The organism is Actinomadura sp. WAC 06369 (assembly GCF_003947565.1).
In the GTDB taxonomy this organism is placed as follows: Bacteria; Actinomycetota; Actinomycetes; order Streptosporangiales; family Streptosporangiaceae; genus Spirillospora; species Spirillospora rifamycini.
Window position 1 is genome coordinate 1 of the sequence record NZ_QHJN01000178.1, and the last position, 15,482, is coordinate 15,482.

Consider the following 15,482-nt stretch of genomic DNA (forward strand, 5'->3'; position numbering starts at 1 on the left):
GGCCGACGCGACGTTGACCAGGTGGCCGCCCTGCCCCCGCTCGATCATCTGCGCGGCGAACAGCCGGGACCCGTGGAGGACGCCCCACAGGTTCACGTCCAGGATCCGCCGCCAGTCGTCGGCGGTGTGGTCGAGGAACGCCCCGGCCATCCCGATCCCGGCGTTGTTGACCACGACGTCGGGGACGCCGTGGTCGTGCAGGACGGCCTTCGCGAAGTCCTCCATCGCCTGCGCGTCGCCCACGTCCACCCGCACCGCGTGCCCCGCCGGACCGGCCCGTCCGGCCAGCTCGGCGGTGCGCCGCGCCGCCGCGAGGTCCAGGTCGGCGGCGACGATCTCCGCGCCGCGCCCGGCGAACGCCAGCGCGGTGGCGCGCCCGATCCCGCCGCCCGCCCCCGTCACGACGACCAGCGAGCCCTCGAAGGGGCGGCGGTCCCGGGCGACCCGGGCCCGCCGCAGCGACCGCGACCCGGCGGCGGTCAGCGGCCCGCCCGTCGTGCCCGCGGCGTGCTCGGCGATCCAGCGGGCGACCGCGTCCGGGTGGCTGCGCGGCACCCAGTGCCCGGCCCGGACGGTCCGCAGCGACAGGTTCGGGACCCGCTCGGCCAGCCCGCCCACCAGGTGCGGCGACACGAACAGGTCGCGGGTCGGGACGATCACCTGGGTCGGCACGCCGGTGCGGCGGTCCAGCGGCCGGCGCAGCCGCGCCGCCATGTTCGCCCGGTACAGCCCGACCCCGGCGGCGCCGTCGCGCGGCAGCGTCCGGGCCGGGTGCCCGGCGCGGGCGGGAACCCCCTCGCCGGCCTCCAGCGCGCGGGTGAACGCCCGGGAGAATCCGGCCCGCCACAGCGCCTCGGGAAGCAGCGGGGTCTGGAAGAAGTAGATGTACCAGGACCGCACGCCCTGCGCCGCCGCGCGCCGCAGCCCGCGCGGCGTCGGGCGGCCGAGCGACCGGCGCGTCCAGTGGGCGACGTGGTCCAGGCAGGGCCCGGAGATCGAGGTGAAGGACGCGAAGCGGTCCGGCATCGTGCAGACCGCCTCCCAGCCCTGGATCGACCCCCAGTCGTGCCCGACGAGGTGGACGGCCCGGCCGGGCGCGGCGGCGTCCAGCACCGCCCGCATGTCGGCCATCAGGTGCTCGAAGGCGTAGTGCTTCGCGCCGAACGGCCGGGACGACGCGCCCGCGCCGCGCACGTCGTACCGGACGACGTGGAACCGCGCGGCGAGCCGCTCGGCCACCTCGTCCCACACGGCGTGCGTGTCGGGGTAGCCGTGCACGAGCAGCACCGTCGGGTTCGCCCGGTCGCCCTGCTCGTGGACGGCGAGGTCGACCCCGTCCCCGCGCACCCGCCGCCGCTTCACAGCCTCCATCTATGCCGCCTCTCGTCGCGCCCACCGGCGCACATGGGGGAGATCGTCGTCGAGCCAGTAGGCGTCGTCCCCGGTGACGACGAGGATCTCCTCGAACTTCACGCCGACGCCGCGGAACGCGATGTGCGGTTCGACGGCCCACAGGCCCGGCGTCGGGGCGTGCCGGGACGCCGCGCCCCCGTTCCAGAGCGGCGACCGGCCGCGGACCCGCTCGGTGACGAGCTCGCGGCCCATCGTCTGCAGGAAGCGGACGCCGAACGGGAACCCGACGCGCTTGGGCAGAAAGCCGCCGATCACGCCGACCTGGTGGCCGATGACCCGGCCGGGGTACGCGCGGTGCCGGTTGCGGTGGCCCTGCCGCTCGATGAGCGCGTCGACCTCGGCGTAGACGTCGGCGAACGTCCGCCGCTCGCGGACGAGCCGCAGGATCAGCGTCCGGTACTCGGCGAGGTCGGCGTCGACCCGCTCCCAGACGCGGTTCTCCCCGAGGACCCCGCCGTACCCGATGTCGGCGCAGTAGCCGTCCTTGACCGGGGCCATGTCGAGAACGTACGGCATGCCCTCCTCGAGCCGGGCGCCGCTCGGCAGGAACTGCGTGGGGACGCGGAACCCGGTGAAGGCGGACCGGTCGCCGAACCAGGCGAACGGCGTGTGCAGCCAGTCGTCCACGCCGCGCTCGCGGAGCCACCGGCGCATGCGGCGGCACGCCTCGCGCTCGGTCGTCCCGGGTTCGAGGGTGCCGGCCACCGCCTCGGCGCAGGCGTAGGAGAGCCGCTGGACGGCACGGAACCGCTCGAGTTCCGCGGGGTCGTCGATGCGGGCGAGCGCCACATTATTGGACACGATGTTAATTAAGCGCCCGCGGCGGACCCCCGGTCAAGAGGGGCGCGCGTGACGCTCGCCACGCGCGCCCGCCGGTACGCGTCCGCCAGCAGGGGTTCGCCGGGAGGGGTTCGCCGGGAGGGGACCGTCAGTAGGGGTCGTAGCCGGCGGCTCGGGCGGCGGGGGAGTGCATCAGGTACTCCAGCGCCTGCGGCGTGGAGCAGACCTTGGACGGGTGGTGGCCCGGCCGCAGGTAGACGGGGGCCTCGCCGAGCAGCAGCCGGAAGATCCCCGGGACGTGCCCGCGCCGCACCGAGCGCCGGTAGGCCCGGTACACGCGCAGCGGCGTGGTCCTCCGCGTGATCGTCGGGTCCTGCTTGAGCAGGTACAGCGAGCCGCCGATCAGCGCCCAGTACAGGAAGAACAGCGACACCACCCAGGCCGCGACCCGCATCGGGTACCGGCCGCCCACGGCCCGGTAGACGTCGAACACCACCGACCGGTGCTCGACCTCCTCGGCACCGTGCCAGCGCAGCAGGTCCAGCATCGTCGGATCGACGCCGGACTTCTCGAACCGCTCGTTGTCCATGATCCACTGGCCGAGCACGGCGGTGTAGTGCTCGATCGCCGCGACCGCGGCGAGTTCGAACCGCAGCCGCCGGCGCCACGCCCGCGGGTTCTTCTCCTTCAGCGCCGCCATCTGCGCCGGCCGCTCGGCGTTCCCCTTCGCCGCCGCGTCGGTGATCTTGGAGACGTCGATGCCGTTCCGCTCCAGGATCTGGTCGAGGACGCCCTGGTGGGAGCGGGCGTGCACCATCTCCTGCCCGATGAACCCCTTGATCTCCTCGAGCAGCCGCTCATCCTTGATGTACGGCCGCGCGTCCTTGACGCACTGGATGAACCACTTCTCGCCTTCCGGCAGGACGATGTGGAAGGAGTTGATGATGTGGGTGGCGACGGGATCGTCCGGCACCCAGTGCAGCGGGGTCTCCGACCAGTCGAACGTGACGCGCCGAGGCTTGATCGGAGGATGGCGCTCGTCGATCCCGGACGCCGCTCCGTCCGTCAGGGGCCTCGTCATTCCCTCTCCTCTTCGTCGCGGGGCGCGCGCGTCGCGGCGCGAGACGTCGAGTCAACTCGGATCCGCGCGAGCTTTCTTGGGGGCGGGCCAACAAGTTACCCCTGGGTTTTGCGCGGCGGGTGACAACCGGCCAGGTGGCCGGGGCCCGTTACGGACGACCGTTCCGGCGCGTGGTCAGACGGTGACGCGTTCGGCGCCGGTGTAGACGTTCATCGTCTCGCCCCGCAGGAACCCGACGAGCGTCATCCCGGCGTCCTCGGCGAGGTCGGCCGCGAGCGAGGACGGCGCCGACACCGCGGCCAGCACCGGGATCCCGGCGGTCATCGCCTTCTGCGTCAGCTCGAACGACGCGCGCCCGCTGACCATCAGCACCCGCCCGGCGAGCGGCAGCTCCTTGCGCCGCAGCGCCCAGCCGATCACCTTGTCGACGGCGTTGTGCCGCCCGACGTCCTCCCGGACGGCCAGCAGCCCGCCCTCGGCGTCGAACAGCCCGGCGGCGTGCAGCCCGCCCGTCCGGTCGAACACCCGCTGCGCCGCGCGCAGCCGTTCCGGCAGGGCGGCGAGCGTCGCGGCGGTGAGCCGCACCGGGTCCGCGGCGACGTCGTGCGGCCGGTCGGCGCGCAGCGCCTCGATGCTCGCCTTCCCGCAGACCCCGCACGCGCTGGTGGTGGTGAACGCCCGCGTCATCGACGCGTCCGGCTCGGGGACGCCCGGCGCCAGCGCCACGTCCAGGACGTTCTGCTCCTCGGTGTCGGCGCAGTACCGCATGGTCGCCAGGTCGGCCGCGCCGGAGATGATCCCCTCGGCCGCGAGGAACCCGGCGACCAGGTCGAAGTCGTGCCCGGGGGTGCGCATGGTGACGGTGAGCGGCCGGCCCGCGACGCGGATCTCCAGCGGCTCCTCCACGGCGAGCGTGTCGGGCCTGCGGCCGCGCGTCCCGCCGGTGCTCAGCCTCAGTACCGGCCTGCGCACGGTGATCCGCCCCATGACCCGACGGTACCCCGGATCGGCGGTTCCGTGGCGGGGGAGCGGCTCGGCGACGGTCAGTCGGAGTCGGAGTCGGAGACGCCGCGGGGCCGCGGCGCCCGCCAGCCGTGGCGCATCGCCAGCACCCGCAGCCCGAACGCGAGGACGGCGGCGCCCGCGGTGACGCCGTCGCCGTGCAGGCCCGCCGCGTCCGTCGCGGCCACCGCCGCCGCGCCGAGCATGGCGGGCAGCGCGTACAGCTGCCGGTCGTACAGCACGGCGGGGATCTGCCCGCTCAGCAGGTCGCGCAGGGCGCCGCCGCCGACGGCCGTGATCGTCCCGAGCAGCACGGCGTGCAGCGGCGAGAGCCCGAAGGCGAGGGCCTTGACGGTGCCGGTGGTGCAGAACAGCCCGAGGCCGGCGGCGTCGAACAGCATGATGCCGGGCATGAGCCGCCGCACCTGCGGATGCCAGAAGAACACCAGCGCGGCCGCGGCCAGCGGCACCAGCACGTAGCCGAGGCTGGTGAACGCGGCGGGCGGCACCGCGCCGATCATCAGGTCGCGGACGATCCCGCCGCCGAGCCCGGTGATCTCGGCGAGCACCACCAGGCCGACGACGTCGAGCTTCTGCCGGACGGCCGTGAGGGCGCCCGACACCGCGAAGACGAACACGCCGGCCAGGTCCAGCAGCCAGGCGACGTCGGTGAGCCGCTCGGTCACGCCGCCCCGCCGCGCCGGTCGCCGTGCCCGCCGTCGCGCGGATCGCCATGTGCGTCGCCGTGTGCGTCGTCGCGCCGGTCGGGCCGGCCGTGGACGTCGTCCTCGCGGTCGACGTTCCAGTTCGCGACGACCGCGGCGAACGGCGGAATGATCATCGCGGTGACCGCCATCCCGATCGCGGCGGGGACGGAGAAGTGCCGGACGACGGCCCACGCCAGGACGAACAGCGTGAGGCACGTCCCCATCATGGCCGCGTACGCGATCCGGCGCCCTCTCATGCCTTCACGGTACGGCCGGGGCGGGCGCCGGTCCCGCGCGGGGCGGGGGCCGGCGCGCGGTGCGGAGGCCGCGGCGCGGCGCGGGGTGCGGAAGCGGAGGCGTACGGGAATCGAACCCGCCGTCCCGAGATCCTCGGGACCGTCGACTTTGAAGGTCGGGGAGGCCACCAGGCGCTCACACGCCTCCGCCACCGATCATAGGGGCCCGCCGCGGCGGGCGCCGGTCAGGACGCGTACAGCTCGTCGATGGCCGACCCGTACTTGCCGTGGACGACGCGGCGCTTCAGCTTCAGGGTCGGGGTGAGCTCCTCGCTCTCGGCGGTCCACTCGGCGGGCAGCAGCCGCCACTTCTTCACCTGCTGCACGCGGGCGAGCCGCTCGTTGGCGTCGGCGACGGCGCGGCCGATCTCCTCCAGCACGACCGGGTGCTCGGCGAGCGAGGCGAGGTCGGTCCGCTCGATGCCGTGCGCGGCGGCCCAGACGGGGGCGACCTCGCCGTCCAGGGTGACGAGGGCGACGACGTAGGGGCGGCGGTCGCCGTAGGCGAGGGCCTGCCCGACGAGCGGGTGCTCCTTGAGCAGGTTCTCGATCATCGAGGGGGCGATGTTCTCGCCGCCCGCGGTGATGATCAGTTCCTTCTTCCGGTCGACGACGCGGAGGAAGCCGTCCTCGTCGAGGCGCCCGATGTCGCCGGTGTGCACCCAGCCGTCCCCGTCGATGAGGTCGGCGGTGGCCTCCGGCCGGTTGAGGTAGCCGGGGGTGCAGGTCGCGCCGCGCACGAGGATCTCGCCGTCGTCGGCGAGCTTCAGCTCGACGCCGCCGAACGCGCGGCCGACCGTGCCGAGCTTGAAGGAGTCGGCGAGGTTGGCGGTGATCGCGCCGGTCGTCTCGGTCATCCCGTACGCGTCGAAGATCTTCAGGCCGAGGCCGGCGAAGAAGCGGGCGACCTCCTCCGGCAGGGGCGCGGCGGCGCTGGACGCCTGGCCGACCCGGTCGAGGCCGAGCATCGCCTTCATCGGGGTGAGGACGGCCTGGTCGGCCCGCTCGTAGGCGGCGGTGATCTCCGGGGTCAGGGTGTTGCCGAACTCCTGGGCGGTGACGTAGGCGCGCCCGGCGTCGAGGGCGGCGGCGACGGCGGCCTTCTTGGCCTCGTCCTGCTCGGCGGCCAGCACCGCCTGGATCCCCGCCATGATCTTCTCCCAGATCCGCGGGACGCCGAAGAACGAGTGCGGCCGGACCTGCGGGAGGACGGACGTGAGCTTCATCGGGTCCGGGCAGAAGTGGACGTGCGAGCCCAGCCGGATCGGCAGGTAGTAGCTGAGCACCCGGTCGGCGATGTGCGCGAACGGCAGGTAGGACACGCCCGCGGGGTGCTCGGGCAGCACCGAGCTTCCCCGGACCATCGCGGCCTCGTGCAGCACCATCGAGTGGGTGATCAGCACCCCCTTGGGGTTGCCGGTGGTGCCCGAGGTGTAGAGCAGGGTGACGGTGTCCTCGGGCTTGACCGCCCGCCAGCGCCGGTCGATCTCCGCCGGGTTGGCGGCGAGCGACGAGCGCCCGAGCTCGGTGAAGGCGTCCCAGGTCAGGAAGCGGTCGTCGCCGTCCGGGCAGGCGCCGGCGTCCACCACGATGATCTTGCGGAGGTCGGGCAGCCGGTCGAGCGCGGGCAGCCAGCGGTCGAGCTGGTCGCGGCCGTCCAGGACGGCGTACTTCGCGGCGCAGTCCCCGGCCACGAACGCGATCTGCTCGGGGGCGAGTGTCGCGTACACCGTGGTGGGGACGCCGCCGGCGTGGACGGCGCCGAGGTCGGCGAGCACGTGCTCGGACCGGTTCGGCATCATCAGCGCGACGACCTCGCCCGGCCGGAGCCCGAGCGCGGCGAACCCGGCCGCCGTCTCCAGCGCCCGGGCGCGGGTGTCCGCCCAGGTGAGAGTGCGCCAGCCCGCCCCGTCCGGGTCGGAGTAGGCGGGCCGGTCGCCGTGCCGGTCCGCGGTCTCGGCGAGTTCGCCGCAGACGGTCCGGCCCTTGAGGGCGCGGTCGAGTTCCGCGCGCTGCTCCTGGATGCCCATGTCGCCCCTCGTGTCGGTGTCGATGCCGAAGTAAGTGATGACTTGCAGACTCGAATCGCACCATGCCGAACACTGTTCGGGCAAGGGGTTCGGGACTCCTTTCGCAGGTGGCGGCCGTACGTGGTCGCTGGGTGATCGATCCCGTACCGTCCGGTTGTTGATCATTTGCGGTAGTTGTGCATTAAATTTCCCGGTGACCCCCCTGGCCCGCACCGCACGCCTCACCCAGTACGCCCACGGCGCCGGCTGTACCTGCAAGATCCCCCCGGGCGAGCTGGAACGCGTCGTGGCCGGGCTCACCGGCGGGGGCGCCCCGCTGCTGGCCGGCGGCGAGGACGGCGACGACGCCGCGGCGGCGCGGGTCGGGGACGGGCGCGCCGTGCTGTCCACCGCCGACTTCCTGCCCCCGGTCGTCGACGACCCCTACGACTGGGGCCGGATCGCCGCCGCCAACGCGCTGTCCGACGTCTACGCGATGGGCGGCGAGCCGCTGATGGCGCTGAACCTGCTGGCCTGGCCGGGCGACCTGCTGCCCCGCGACCTCGCCCGCGAGGTCCTGCGCGGCGGCCGGGACGCCGCCGCCGCCGCGGGCTGCGCCATCGCCGGCGGCCACAGCATGGACGACCCCGAACCCAAGTACGGCCTCGCCGTCACCGGCCTCGCCGACCCGGACCGGCTGCTGCGCCTGGACGGCGGCCGCGCCGGGGTCCCGCTGACGCTGACGAAGCCGCTCGGCCTCGGCGTCCTCAACGCCCGGCACAAGGCGACCGGCGAGGCGTTCCCGCAGGCCGTCGAGACGATGACCGCGCTCAACGACGACGCCGCGCGGGCCGCCCTGGACGGCGGCGCCCGCTGCGCCACCGACGTCACCGGGTTCGGGCTGCTCGGCCACCTGTTCAAGCTGGCGCGGGCGAGCGGCGTCACCGCCGTCGTCGACGCCGCCGCCGTCCCGTACCTGGACGGCGCCCGCGCCGCCGTCCGCGACGGGTTCGTCCCCGGCGGCACCCGCCGGAACCTGTCGTGGGTGTCGCCGCACACCGACTTCCGCCGGATCGGCGAGGAGGAGCGGCTGCTGCTGGCCGACGCGCAGACGTCCGGCGGCCTGCTGGTGGCGGGCGAGGTCCCCGGCGCGCCGGTGATCGGCGAACTGGTGCCGCGCGGCCGCCGGGCGCTCGTGGTGCGCTAGCCGATCTTTGGGTAGGACCCCCGTCGCGATGATCGGGGGGAGGTCGCATGGCGGGTGCGCCGGTTCGGGGAGAACGCACGTTCTTCGGCCATCCGTGGGGACTGGCCACACTGTTCTTCACCGAGATGTGGGAACGGTTCAGCTTCTACGGGCTCCGGGGGATCCTCGTCCTGTTCCTCATCGCGCCGCCCGCCGAGTCCGGACTCGACATGGCGGAGGGCACGGCGAAGGCGCTCCTCGGCGTCTACATGTCGATGGTGTACTTCGTCGCCCTGCCGGGCGGCTGGATCGCCGACCGCATCCTGGGCGCCCGCCGCGCCGTCCTGTGGGGCTGCGTCGTCATCATGCTCGGGCACGTCTCGATGGCGGTCCCGGGCGGCGCCGGGTTCGTCTACCTCGGCCTCCTGCTGATCATCCTGGGCACCGGGCTGCTCAAGCCCAACATCTCCAGCATGGTCGGCAAGCTCTACGAGGGGCAGACGGACGCGCGCCGCGACGCCGGGTTCTCCATCTTCTACATGGGCATCAACATCGGCTCGCTCGCCCCGTTCCTCGTCGGCTGGCTCGGCGAGAAGGTGAACTGGCACGCCGGGTTCGGCGCCGCGGCCGTCGGCATGGCGATCGGGCTCCTGCAGTACGTGCTCGGCTCGCGGCACCTGCGCGGGGTCGGGGACGTACCGGGCCACCGGCTCACCCCGGACGAGCGCCGCACGCTCGTCCGGTACGTCGCCGGCGGCCTCGCCCTCACGGCCGTCGTCGCGGCGGTCCTCGCGGGGATCGGCGAGCTCACCGTCGACGCCGTCACCGTCGCGCTGACCGTGCTGGCGCTCGTCGTCCCCGCCGTCTACCTCGGCTACCTGCTGCACAGCCACGAGGTCACCGAGGACGAGCGGGTGCGGCTGCGCGCCTACGTGTGGCTGTTCCTCGGCGCCGCCGTCTTCTGGATGATCTACGACCAGGCGCCCGGCCCGCTCAACGTCTTCGCCGACGAGCACGTCGACCTGAACTTCTTCGGCTGGCGGATGCCGACGAGCTGGACGCAGAACATCAACCCCATCCTCATCATCTGCTTCGCCGCCGTGTTCGCGTGGCTGTGGACGACGCGGTTCGGGCGCCGCGTCAGCACCCCGCAGAAGTTCGCGTTCGCGCTGGTCATGGTGGGGCTGTCGTTCGTCGTGATGTCGATGGCGGCGGCCGCCGCCGACGGCGGGCGGGTGAGCATCGCGTGGCTCGTCGCCGTCTACCTGCTCCAGGTGTTCGGGGAGCTGTCGCTGTCGCCGGTCGGCCTGTCGGTCACCACCCGGCTGGCGCCGCACGCCTTCGCCGGCCAGATGATGGGCGTGTGGTTCCTGGCCACCGCCGCGGGCGACGCGGTCGGCGGGCAGGTCGCCCGCCTGGAGGACGCCTGGGGGGACGTGCGGTACTTCCTCACGCTCGGCGCGTTCACGATCGTCGCGGGGGCGGCGATGTTCGCGTTCGTCCGGTCCCTGCGCCGCCTGATGGGCGAGGAGCACGCCCCGCCGACGACGGGGGCCGCATGACCCTCGCCGGGAGCATCGCCGCCATCGTGCTGGGCGCCGCCGTCGGCGCCCTCGGCCGCCTCGTCACGCCCGGCCGGCCGACCATGCCGGCCTGGGCGACGATCGGGGTCGGCGTCGTCGCCGCCTTCGCCGGCACCGGACTGTTCGGCCTGTTCGGCCCCGAGAACGCGGCCTGGGGCGTCCGGCAGGCGGCGGCGCAGGTCGGCACGGCGGTCACCGCCGTGCTCCTGGTCGCCGCCTGCTGGCCCGCCGGCCACGGGCGCTGACGGACGGGCGCCGGGTCAATCGGGCGCCGGATCGGACGGGCGCCGGGTCAGCCGCGCGCCGGGCGCAGCACGGGGCGCAGGCCGTCCAGCACGTCCGGGTCCTCGATCGTGGACGGCACGGCCACCTCGCGGCCGTCGGCGATCCCGCGCATCGCCGCCCGCAGGATCTTCCCCGAGCGGGTCTTCGGCAGCGCCGGGACGACCGTGACCTCCTTGAGCGCCGCGACCGGCCCGACCCGGTCGCGCACCAGCCGCACCAGCTCGGCCGCCAGCTCCGACTCCTCGGCCAGGACGCCGCTCTTCAGCACCACCAGCGCCCGCGGGACCTGCCCCTTGAGGTCGTCCCGCACGCCGATGACCGCGCACTCCGCGACCGCCGGGTGCGCCGCGATGGCCTCCTCCATCGTCCCGGTGGACAGCCGGTGCCCCGCGACGTTGATCACGTCGTCGGTGCGGCCCATCACCCACACGTAGCCGTCCTCGTCGATCCGGCCGCCGTCGCCGGTCAGGTAGTAGCCGGGACGCTTGTCCAGGTACGCCTCGACGAACCGCTCGTCGTCCTGCCACAGCGTCGGCAGCGTCCCCGGCGGCAGCGGCAGCCGGAGCGCGATGTCGCCGTCCTCGCCCGGCGGCAGCGGCGCGCCGTCCGGCCCGAGGATCCGCACGTCGTAGCCGGGCACCGGCACCGACGGCGACCCCGGCTTCACCGGCATCGGCTCCAGCCCGCGCAGGTTCGCCACGATCGGCCACCCGGTCTCGGTCTGCCACCAGTGGTCCACGACGGGACGGTCGAGGATCCGCTCCGCCCAGTGGTAGGTGTCGGGGTCGAGCCGCTCCCCGGCCAGGAACAGGGCGTCGAACGCCGCCAGGTCGCGCCCGGCGAGCAGCGCGCCGTCCGGGTCCTCCTTCTTGATCGCCCGCATCGCGGTGGGCGCGGTGAACAGCACCTTCACCCGGTGCCGCTCGACGACGCGCCAGAAGGCGCCCGCGTCCGGCGTCCCCACCGGCTTGCCCTCGTACAGGACGGTCGTGCAGCCCGTCAGCAGCGGCGCGTACACGATGTAGGAGTGGCCGACGACCCAGCCGACGTCGGACGCCGCCCAGAACACGTCGCCGGGACCGACGCCGAACACGTTCTCCATCGACCAGCGCAGCGCGACCGCGTGCCCGCCGTTGTCGCGCACCACGCCCTTCGGCCGCCCGGTCGTGCCCGACGTGTACAGGATGTAGAGGGGATCGGTGGCGGCGACGGGGACGCACTCGGCGGGCGCCGCGCCCGCGAGCGCCTCGTCCCACGCGACGTCCCGCGGGCGCTGCAGGTCGGCGTGGAGCTGCTCGCGCTGCAGGATCACGCACCGCTCCACCTTGTGGCGGGCGAGGTCGAGGGCCTCGTCGAGCAGCGGCTTGTACGGCACGACCCGGGCGCCCTCGATGCCGCAGGACGCCGACACCACCGCCTTCGGGCGGGCGTCGTCGATCCGGACCGCCAGCTCCCGCGCCGCGAACCCGCCGAACACCACCGAGTGCACCGCGCCCAGCCGGGCGCACGCCAGCATCGCGACCACGGCCTCGGGCACCATCGGCATGTACACGACCACCCGGTCGCCGCGGTCGACGCCCTGGGCGCGCAGCGCCCCCGCGAACCGCGCCGTCAGCTCGGTCAGCTCCCGGTAGGTGTAGGTCCGCTCCGTCCCGGTGACCGGGCTGTCGTAGATCAGCGCGGCCTGGTCGCCGCGGCCCTCCTCGACGTGCCGGTCGAGCGCGTTGTCGCACGTGTTCAGCTCGCCGCCGGTGAACCACCGGTAGAACGGCGGCGCGCCGTCGTCCAGCACCCGGTCCGGCGGGACGAGCCACCGCACGTCCCGCGCCGCCAGCCCCCAGAAGCGGGTCGGATCGGCGATGCTGCGTTCGTACGCGGCGGCGTAGGCGCCCATGTGGTCCTCCCGTGCGGGTCCCCGGCCCCGATCCGCGTATCGGGGCGCACGTCGGTAGGGCCGCATCCCTATAGGGCATGGATCGGGCGCCGTTCGTCAAGGCCCCGCGCCGACCCGTCAGAGCCCGGCGTCGTCCCGCGGATACCGGAGCGCGTTGCCGAGGGCGACGGCCGCGGCCAGCATCGCGCCCGCCCCGACGATCCAGAACGACAGCTCGTAGGCGTCCAGCGCCGGGACGTCCGTGCCGTCGATCACCATCCCGGCCAGGATCGCGGCGGTCACCGCGCCCGCGATGCTCCCGCCGCCCACCCGGACCAGCGAGTTGATGCCGCTGGCGATGCCGCTCTGGTCCATCGGGACGTGCTGCACCGCGAGCGTCCCCAGCGCCGCGTACGCCACCCCGAACCCGAGGCCCTGCACGGCGCTGAAGACCAGCATGTCGAGGCCGCGCTCGTTGGAGAACGCGAGCCAGAAGTAGCTCAGCCCGGCGATCCCCGAGCCCGCCGCGAGCGTGTACGCGGGGCCGATCCGCGCCGTGATCCGCCCCGACTGCGTGGACGACAGCAGCATCGTCGCCGTGCTCGGCAGCATGTACAGGCCGACGTGCAGCACCGTGCCGTCCAGCCCGTACCCGACCGCCGCCGGGTCCGCCTGGACGAACGACGCGATCAGCGTGAACGCGGCGAACATCGAGAACCCGAGCAGCGCGGACGCGACGTTCGCCGACAGCGACCGCGCCCCGACCAGCAGCGACAGCCGCACCAGCGGCTCGCGGACCCGCATCTCCAGGACCGTCCACGCCGCGCACAGCACGGCCGCCGCGCCGAACAGGCCGAGCACGCCCCCGGACGCCCAGCCCCACGCGTTGCCCTGGCTGATACCGAGCAGCAGGCACGTCAGCCACCCCGCGAGCAGCACCGCGCCCGGCACGTCCGGACGGCCGCCCGCGCGGACGCCGACGTCCCGGGCGGTCGCGGCGACCAGGACGAGCGCGACGGCGCCGAGCGCGGCGGCGATCCAGAACACCGGCCGGTGGCTGGCGGTGCGGTCGGCGATCAGCCCGGTCACGATCATGCCGATGCTGCCGCCGACGCCCATCGTCGCGCTGACGACCCCGATCGCCGTGGTGATCCGGTCGCGCGGGAACGTGTCGCGGATCATCCCGATGGCGAGCGGCACCATCACCGACGACACGCCCTGCAGCGACCGTCCCGCGATGAGCGTCCCGAGCGAGCCGGACGCCGCGCACAGCACCGATCCGGCGATCAGCAGCACGAGCGCCAGCAGGATCATCCGCTTCTTGCCGTACATGTCGCCGAACCGCGTCAGCAGCGGCGTCGCGACCGCGCCCGCCAGCAGCGACGCCGTGAACACCCACGTCACCGCCGTGACCGACGCGTCGAAGGTGCCCATGAGCTGCGGCAGCAGCGGGATCACCAGGGTCTGCTGCACCGACACGACCATCCCGGCCCCGGCGAGCGCGACCAGCGTCAGCGTGGTGTGCGCGGGGGCGGCGGGCCGCCGTCGTGCCGCCGCGGCGGCTCTGCTGGGGACGTCGGTGGGCGCGCCGGTCATCGAGGGGACCTCCAGACGCTCCGGGCAGATGCGGGCACCCGGCACTGTAATTATTCAAACTAAGTATTAGCACTGTCCTGAACGGGACGATCGCGCGGCGTCCGGTTTCGACTTCCACATCCGGAAAATCAGGACGGTGATGTTCGTGACGCCGCGGGCCCGCGCGTTCCGGTTTCGCGACGGGCTCGAACGTCCTTAGGGTGGCGTTCCGTGGACCCCGCTTCCGTGGATCTTCGTCTGCACGACCCCCTCCCGCCCGGCCGGACCGAGTGATGCAGGTCCTCGCCACCGCCGGCCACGCCGCGCACGGCAAGTCCTCGCTCGTGCGCGCCCTGACCGGCATGGAGCCGAAGGAGCCCGGCCCGGCGCTGACCGGCACCGCCTGGACGCGGCTGCCGTCCGGCCGCCGCGTCGCGTTCGTCGACGTCCCCGGGGACCCGCGCTCGGTCCCGGCCGTCCTGGCGGGCCTGGCGCCCGCCCCGGCGGTGCTGCTGGCCGTCGCCGCCGACGAGGGCTGGATGCCGCAGTCCCGGGAGCACCTGGAGGCCGCGGTCGCCCTCGGCGTCCGCAGCGGGGTCCTGGCGATCACCCGGGCGGACGTCGCCGACCCCGGCATCGCGCTGCGGCAGGCCCGCGAACGCCTCGCGGGCACGCCCCTCGCCGCCGCCGAAGCCGTCGCGGTCAGCACCGTCACCGGCACCGGGACCGCCGAGCTGGCCGCGGCCCTCGACCGGCTCACGGGCCGCCTCCCCGTCCCCGACCCGGACGCGCCCGTCCGGCTGTGGGTCGACCACGCGTTCACCGCCGGACGGCAGAGCGTCGTCAGCGGCACCCTCGGCGCCGGGACCGTCCGCGTCGACGACGAACTGGTCCTCATGCCCGCGGGCACGCGCGTCCGCGTCCGGACGATCGGCTGCGCGGGGGAGCCCCGCGACGAGGTCGGCGGCGTGTCCCGCGTCGTCCTCACCCTCCGCGACGCGGGCCCCGTCGCGCCCGGCATGGCCCTCGTCGCGCCCGGCCGCTGGTCGCCGACCACCTCCGTGGACGTGCGCACCCGCTTCGGCGAGGCGTCCGGCCGGCTCGCCCGCCGGATGACCCTGCACATCGGCGCCGCGGCCGTCCGCGTCGGGCTGCGCCCCCTCGGCCCCGACACCGCGCGGCTCACCCTCAACGCGCGGCTCGCGCTGCACGTCGGCGACACCGGCGTGCTGCGCGACCCCGACCGCCGCGCCATCGCGGGCGTCAGCGTGCTCGACGTGCGCCCGCCGACCCTGGTGCGGCGCGGCGCCGGCGCCGCCCGCGCCCGCGAGCTGGCGTCCTGGCCCGACCGCCCCGACGGCGCCCTCGTGCTGCGCCGCCACGGCGTCCTGCGCCGCGCCGAGCTCACCGGGATGGGCTGCGCGGTCCCGCCGGACGCGGTGCCCCTGAACGGCGACTGGGTCGCCGACCCCGCCCACTGGGAGACGCTCCGCGACCGCCTCGCCGCCGAGACCGCCCGGCACGCCGCCGAGCGCCCCGGCGCCCCGGGGCTCCCGCTGGAGACCGTCCGCCTCCGGCTCGGGCTGCCCGCCCGCGAGCTGGTCGCCGCCCTCGCCCGCCCGCCGCTGCGCATCGAGGGCGGCGACCAGCTCGCGGGCGGGCAGCCCGAGCCGGAGGCGGACGGTCTCCAGC

The 15,482-nt window shown here is 74.6% G+C and carries 13 protein-coding genes and 1 tRNA gene; 4 read left to right on the plus strand and 10 right to left on the minus strand.

The features are described 5' to 3' along the window. The 8 genes from DMH08_RS33060 to DMH08_RS33090 form a co-directional block, all read right to left on the minus strand. Nucleotides 1-1,371: SDR family oxidoreductase (locus tag DMH08_RS33060; RefSeq protein ID WP_125619952.1), on the minus strand; the 1,371-nt coding region annotated here is incomplete at its 3' end. Next, the gene (locus tag DMH08_RS33065; RefSeq protein ID WP_233617950.1) at nt 1,372-2,214 is read right to left on the minus strand and encodes a M24 family metallopeptidase; all 843 of its coding nucleotides are present in this window, start codon (nt 2,212-2,214) and stop codon (nt 1,372-1,374) included. A gap of 127 nt (nt 2,215-2,341) precedes the next feature. Further along, nucleotides 2,342-3,274 carry a metal-dependent hydrolase gene (locus tag DMH08_RS33070; protein WP_026406008.1) on the minus strand — a complete coding sequence of 311 codons (933 nt, stop codon included), beginning with the start codon at nt 3,272-3,274 and terminating at the stop codon, nt 2,342-2,344. A gap of 174 nt (nt 3,275-3,448) precedes the next feature. Next, nucleotides 3,449-4,261, minus strand: a complete 813-nt coding sequence (gene fdhD / locus DMH08_RS33075) for a formate dehydrogenase accessory sulfurtransferase FdhD (RefSeq protein ID WP_125619954.1) — start codon at nt 4,259-4,261, stop codon at nt 3,449-3,451. A gap of 56 nt (nt 4,262-4,317) precedes the next feature. After that, complete coding sequence (locus DMH08_RS33080) at nt 4,318-4,962, minus strand: trimeric intracellular cation channel family protein (RefSeq protein WP_125619956.1); 645 nt, start codon at nt 4,960-4,962, stop codon at nt 4,318-4,320. Then, nucleotides 4,959-5,351, minus strand: a complete 393-nt coding sequence (locus tag DMH08_RS33085) for a DUF3099 domain-containing protein (protein WP_267898591.1) — start codon at nt 5,349-5,351, stop codon at nt 4,959-4,961. The genes DMH08_RS33080 and DMH08_RS33085 overlap by 4 nt, the downstream gene beginning before the upstream one ends. Then, nucleotides 5,334-5,427 (minus strand) — tRNA-Sec (locus tag DMH08_RS40505). The genes DMH08_RS33085 and DMH08_RS40505 overlap by 18 nt, the downstream gene beginning before the upstream one ends. A gap of 37 nt (nt 5,428-5,464) precedes the next feature. Continuing rightward, entirely contained in the window at nt 5,465-7,309 is a 1,845-nt protein-coding gene (locus DMH08_RS33090; protein WP_125619958.1) for an AMP-dependent synthetase/ligase, read from the minus strand. A 193-nt stretch (nt 7,310-7,502) separates the two neighbouring features. On the opposite strand from DMH08_RS33090, the gene selD reads away from it, so the two are divergent. The 3 genes from selD to DMH08_RS33105 are packed head-to-tail and all read left to right on the plus strand — an operon-like array spanning nt 7,503 to nt 10,302. Then, on the plus strand, nt 7,503-8,495 hold the full coding sequence (selD, locus tag DMH08_RS33095) for a selenide, water dikinase SelD (protein ID WP_233617951.1): 993 nt from the start codon (nt 7,503-7,505) through the stop codon (nt 8,493-8,495). Between the two features lie 47 nt (nt 8,496-8,542). Then, the gene (locus DMH08_RS33100) at nt 8,543-10,036 is read left to right on the plus strand and encodes a peptide MFS transporter (RefSeq protein ID WP_125619961.1); all 1,494 of its coding nucleotides are present in this window, start codon (nt 8,543-8,545) and stop codon (nt 10,034-10,036) included. Then, nucleotides 10,033-10,302 carry a hypothetical protein gene (locus DMH08_RS33105; RefSeq protein WP_026406002.1) on the plus strand — a complete coding sequence of 90 codons (270 nt, stop codon included), beginning with the start codon at nt 10,033-10,035 and terminating at the stop codon, nt 10,300-10,302. The genes DMH08_RS33100 and DMH08_RS33105 overlap by 4 nt, the downstream gene beginning before the upstream one ends. Nucleotides 10,303-10,349: 47 nt before the next feature. Here DMH08_RS33105 and DMH08_RS33110 read toward each other — a convergent pair whose 3' ends face one another. Both DMH08_RS33110 and DMH08_RS33115 read right to left on the minus strand, forming a co-directional pair. Further along, nucleotides 10,350-12,236, minus strand: a complete 1,887-nt coding sequence (locus DMH08_RS33110; RefSeq protein WP_026406001.1) for a propionyl-CoA synthetase — start codon at nt 12,234-12,236, stop codon at nt 10,350-10,352. Between the two features lie 117 nt (nt 12,237-12,353). Beyond that, complete coding sequence (locus DMH08_RS33115) at nt 12,354-13,811, minus strand: MFS transporter (protein ID WP_026406000.1); 1,458 nt, start codon at nt 13,809-13,811, stop codon at nt 12,354-12,356. 272 nt (nt 13,812-14,083) lie between these two features. Here DMH08_RS33115 and DMH08_RS33120 point away from each other — a divergent pair. Beyond that, on the plus strand, nt 14,084-15,482 hold a 1,399-nt coding region (locus tag DMH08_RS33120; protein ID WP_125619963.1), incomplete at its 3' end, for a GTP-binding protein.

Excerpts from the sequence above, each read along its gene's own strand:
- DMH08_RS33090 (WP_125619958.1), bottom strand. The coding sequence starts at position 7,309 with ATGGGCATCCAGGAGCAGCGCGCGGAACTCGACCGCGCCCTCAAGGGC.
- DMH08_RS33115 (WP_026406000.1), bottom strand. The coding sequence starts at position 13,811 with ATGACCGGCGCGCCCACCGACGTCCCCAGCAGAGCCGCCGCGGCGGCA.
- DMH08_RS33070 (WP_026406008.1), bottom strand. The coding sequence starts at position 3,274 with ATGACGAGGCCCCTGACGGACGGAGCGGCGTCCGGGATCGACGAGCGC.
- DMH08_RS33100 (WP_125619961.1), top strand. The coding sequence starts at position 8,543 with ATGGCGGGTGCGCCGGTTCGGGGAGAACGCACGTTCTTCGGCCATCCG.
- fdhD (WP_125619954.1), bottom strand. The coding sequence starts at position 4,261 with ATGGGGCGGATCACCGTGCGCAGGCCGGTACTGAGGCTGAGCACCGGC.
- DMH08_RS33110 (WP_026406001.1), bottom strand. The coding sequence starts at position 12,236 with ATGGGCGCCTACGCCGCCGCGTACGAACGCAGCATCGCCGATCCGACC.
- DMH08_RS33105 (WP_026406002.1), top strand. The coding sequence starts at position 10,033 with ATGACCCTCGCCGGGAGCATCGCCGCCATCGTGCTGGGCGCCGCCGTC.